Below are 3,973 nucleotides of genomic sequence, written 5' to 3'. Positions count from 1 at the left end.
GACTTCTCTTGAGAGGTTTGTCCTTTTTTCATCATATGCATGGCTTCAATCCCAGCAAGAATCCATTTGGCAGTCCGAAAGGACTTTAAACTTAACATAGTACGTATGCGTTTCTTGATAAAGCGGTGATCCTGTTCCACAATGTTATTTAAATACCGAATTTTCCTCAACTTCACACCTATCGGCATGCTTTTTTCTTCATGTAATGCTTTGATAGCAACAGGATATGCTGGGTTCTTATCGACTGTAATCACTCGAGGTGTTACGGAATGACAGGAAGCCAAGGCTTTCTTCAAGAAGCGCTTGGCTGATTTAGCATTTCTATTCTTGCTCAGATAAAAATCGATGGTATTTCCTTCAGAATCCACGGCACGATACAGGTACATCCATTTCCCTTTGACTTTTACATATGTCTCATCGACTCTCCAAGAATCATTGGTTTTCTTTAAATAGCGTCGAACTCGTTTGTCTAACTCAGGGCTATATTGATGTACCCATCGCATGATGGTAGTGTGAGCAATGGACAGACCTCGCTCCTCCATCATTTCCACTAAATCACGAAAACTTAGATTGTACCGTAGGTACCATCTTACTGTTAGCAAAATAATATCAGGCTGATAGTGCTTCCATTTGAACGAATTTTGCTTATTCACACTGAACACCATCCCTTTTCTAGATTGATAGTATCAGTATGTCCAAGTTTAAGAGATTTTTTGCACCAGAACCGTTTTTCTTTATGATTTCCGATAATCTGCGGTTATGGTGATTTAAACATCAAAATGGATTTTAAGCGTCTTATATTCGTGTATAAGGCGTTTTGTATTTCCAAAGAGGCGATTTTATTCAATTCCTTTCCTCGCAAAAGTCACTTACTCATTGCAAAAACAAGGGTTCTGTTTCTTTTAGAATAAGTGTATATCAATCTGTCAAATTGGAAAACCTTCTAATGGATGTGTTATGCTATCATCTCTACATACTATTTAAAATTAAAAGGACGAGGTGCTTGAATATGAATAAGACAGAATTAGTGAATGCTGTAGCTGAGAAAGCCGAGTTAAGTAAAAAGGATGCCGCAAAAGCTGTGGATGCGTTGTTTGAAACCATCTCTAATACGCTTACTAAGGAAGAGAAAATCCAGTTAATCGGGTTTGGAACGTTTGAAGTGCGTGAACGTGCAGCCCGAACCGGCCGTAATCCACAAACAGGCGAGGAAATACAGATCCCTGCTTCTAAAGCTCCTGCTTTCAAACCAGGTAAAGAACTAAAAGAAGCTGTAAAATAAGTGACCAATAAAAAAGCACCAAGGAAGTCTCTTTGCTTCCCTGGTGCTTTTTTATTTGAAGTCGTTAGTTGCTACCTTTACAGCTATATAACGTTAAAACATCCTTATATTCTATTAAATCTAGAGATTTTTGATTGCCGAAAATCAGTGTTATGTAAACAACAGGTATTTCACATAGGAAAATTAAAAAACAATAAAACTATCAAACAAATATATAAATGTTCTATCAAGTAGTTTTTGCACCAGAACCAAAAAACGAATGTTTATGATTAAACTTAATTTTAAAGCTACACTTTTTTCATTTTTGAAATATGATTTTATCTTACCTTGGTGGCGATGGGGCATGGCCGACAAAATGATTATACGAACCAACCTAATTGTCCCTAGTTGTTGAAAAGTATTGCAGGATACCCTGTACAATCTTGCTTTGAATGTCACCATGATGTTGAAAGTGCACCAATTCATAGGACCAAAAGTGACATACTGTAGTATCTCCATTCTCTATCCATGGCTTTGTTTCTATGTGGTTTCCAGTCACATCTATTTGTTCAGATGTGTTAGTCTCAAAAATTGCGTACTTTAACCACCAATAGTAAAGCGTTTTCTTTAACTCTATAGATGTGTAAGGTTCGGGTAAAGTGAATACACCTACGTTTACAGTAGGTCCTAAAGTCGGATGATTAGGATGATAAAACTGTACGTTTACAAACACAACTTTAAGGTGTTGCTCTGCAGCCTTAACATACACTCTGCACATGAACTGGGGAAAGAAAGTGTTAAACTGTTCCGTCGTTTGGGTTATACTTTTGCTGGTTTCGGGGCCAAGGGTGTTTCCAAACAAAGGCATCAAATTATGCTCTGATAGTTGTGTGTCAACATCCCGTAGGATTAATATACTATTAGAATACATCTCTCTTACATTCTGAATAGACATCATTAAAATCTCATTTGCATTCATGTACATCTCCTCCATATTTCCAGAATAATGGTTCATGTGTTTGTAAGGAACTCCAATCAAGTGCGTTGTTAGAGTGGGGAACATATGCCCAGGTGCTTAATGTTACCGATTGAAGAGGAGTTGGCTGTGTAAAACAAACAAGCCCCTTCTTTTCTAGATATTGTCTTAAAATGTCCAGTATCCTTCTATCTTGGTTGATCATAGTGGAAGAATTCTGATGGATTGCGCTATAAAATTCTTTCCACGGCAACCAGTATAAATGATGTTTTTGGCCAGCGTTAGATATTTGAATGCTGGAGGAACTTTGTTTTAATTCTTCAACTGGAAGGGCTGTATCATTAGTTAGGTAGAGTAAGATGGTTCCAGTTATTTCAGAAGGATTAATAGAAAACGTCTTGTAAAACTCTTGTGTATGTATGTCTTCATATTCTCTAGACAATTGGTCACGTTGTTGTACAGTTCTTTCCTCAATGGCTACAGTCTTATCTTCCTCGCTGGATTTCTTAGAGAAATACTTAGCTTCTATACAGACGACATACATGGTTTCGGCAGCTGTCTTTAATAATACAATGACATCTGGTTCACTTAACGGAAGCCGCGGCCAGAAATAGAATCGAGCATCCTGAAACTCCTCATTAAGCTGAGGATGCTGTCCCTCTGTGTTCATAGCTTTTTGTAAAATAGCTATAAGAAAAGCAGGGGAGGATAGAAACTGTAAAGAGCCGATTACCGAGGAGGTAAGTAGATCCTCACTGGTACTAGAGAACTTTGCATTAATCTCTGCCTGTAACATGAAAAACCTCCTTTTAGGAGTAATGTGTTGTTATAAATGAAAATTAAGGCTGTTTACTTGCATCAATCTTACGCTGGAGTTGTCCCCTCACCATCAACTTAAAGTAGTTAAGTACTCCGTATTGTTTAGATAAAACCCCATCTACATACAGGTGATAAACCTTATTATATCAACGTTTTAATATGCGTATCAATCAACATTTTACAGCGCTGTACATCCTTTTATAATGAACTCTTCAATAGATACCAGAACGTATATTTGGTATAATCAAAACATGCTACTAGAAGCTTAATAGTATGGAAATTAATCTTTGCAAAGTCATTGTTAGAAAGGAATAGATGAGATGAATCAAATTTCATTTGAAGATTTATTTGATGAGAATGTAGTGGAGGCGACCGAGATAGAAGTACCTTTATCTCCACTGCAGAAAGACGTCTTGGAATTGCTTAATTCTGAAGAAATAAGCGCATTGGAGTTATGTGAACAATTAATAAGATCTGGTAAAATACCAGATGAAAGATTCACAACCGATAAGCCTAAAGCATATGGAGAAGTATGCTTAATTCTAGAAGGGTTTGTTACGAAAGGAAAACTTACATTTATCAAAAATGATGAAAAAAGAGATAGAGTATATAAAATAATAGAAGATGTTTCATAATGCTTTTAAAGGGTTTATCATAGAATTGTATAAGAAAAAACGGTTCTGGTGCAAATATTTGAAGAAGGACACGAATAATAGTAGATTCCTAACGAAATCGTATTTTATGCTATAAGTCCAAACAATTTATGAATAAATTCTTTCTGGTTTTGGACAGACTTGTCCGGTAAAACAAGTTGCCCCTTTTTCATCATATGCATGGATTCAACACTACTCAATATAGAGATTGCTGTTTTAAATGACTTGAATCCCAACATAGAATGCACACGTTTCTTAATAAAA

The 3,973-nt window shown here is 36.3% G+C and carries 5 protein-coding genes and 1 pseudogene; 2 read left to right on the top strand and 4 right to left on the bottom strand.

What is annotated here, in order from left to right:
• On the bottom strand, positions 1 to 653 hold a 653-nt coding region (locus tag CN326_RS09790), incomplete at its 3' end, for an IS6 family transposase (RefSeq protein ID WP_098308726.1).
• A 356-nt stretch (positions 654 to 1,009) separates the two neighbouring features.
• Here CN326_RS09790 and CN326_RS09785 point away from each other — a divergent pair.
• Positions 1,010 to 1,282, top strand: coding sequence for an HU family DNA-binding protein (locus tag CN326_RS09785; RefSeq protein ID WP_098308724.1), 273 nt, complete (start codon positions 1,010 to 1,012; stop codon positions 1,280 to 1,282).
• Positions 1,283 to 1,655: 373 nt separating this feature from the next.
• On the opposite strand, the gene CN326_RS09780 is transcribed toward CN326_RS09785, so the two are convergent.
• The gene (locus CN326_RS09780) at positions 1,656 to 2,240 is read right to left on the bottom strand and encodes a hypothetical protein (RefSeq protein WP_098308722.1); all 585 of its coding nucleotides are present in this window, start codon (positions 2,238 to 2,240) and stop codon (positions 1,656 to 1,658) included.
• Positions 2,227 to 3,033 carry a hypothetical protein gene (locus CN326_RS09775; RefSeq protein WP_098308720.1) on the bottom strand — a complete coding sequence of 269 codons (807 nt, stop codon included), beginning with the start codon at positions 3,031 to 3,033 and terminating at the stop codon, positions 2,227 to 2,229. Before CN326_RS09775 ends, CN326_RS09780 begins: the two co-directional genes overlap by 14 nt.
• Before the next feature lie 343 nt (positions 3,034 to 3,376).
• On the opposite strand from CN326_RS09775, the gene CN326_RS09770 reads away from it, so the two are divergent.
• Positions 3,377 to 3,691 (top strand): DUF3895 domain-containing protein, encoded by a 315-nt coding sequence (locus CN326_RS09770; RefSeq protein ID WP_098308718.1) that lies wholly within the window; start codon positions 3,377 to 3,379, stop codon positions 3,689 to 3,691.
• Between the two features lie 104 nt (positions 3,692 to 3,795).
• Here CN326_RS09770 and CN326_RS09765 read toward each other — a convergent pair.
• Positions 3,796 to 3,973, bottom strand: a pseudogene (locus CN326_RS09765) (IS6 family transposase); the annotation flags it as partial.

The organism is Bacillus sp. AFS018417 (assembly GCF_002560985.1).
Lineage (GTDB): Bacteria > Bacillota > Bacilli > Bacillales > Bacillaceae_G > Bacillus_A > Bacillus_A rhizoplanae.
The sequence above is the reverse complement of the archived record's forward strand: the minus strand, read 5'-3'. Positions and strand labels throughout refer to the sequence as shown.

Excerpts from the sequence above, each read along its gene's own strand:
- CN326_RS09785 (WP_098308724.1), top strand. The coding sequence starts at position 1,010 with ATGAATAAGACAGAATTAGTGAATGCTGTAGCTGAGAAAGCCGAGTTA.
- CN326_RS09780 (WP_098308722.1), bottom strand. The coding sequence starts at position 2,240 with ATGAATGCAAATGAGATTTTAATGATGTCTATTCAGAATGTAAGAGAG.
- CN326_RS09775 (WP_098308720.1), bottom strand. The coding sequence starts at position 3,033 with ATGTTACAGGCAGAGATTAATGCAAAGTTCTCTAGTACCAGTGAGGAT.
- CN326_RS09770 (WP_098308718.1), top strand. The coding sequence starts at position 3,377 with ATGAATCAAATTTCATTTGAAGATTTATTTGATGAGAATGTAGTGGAG.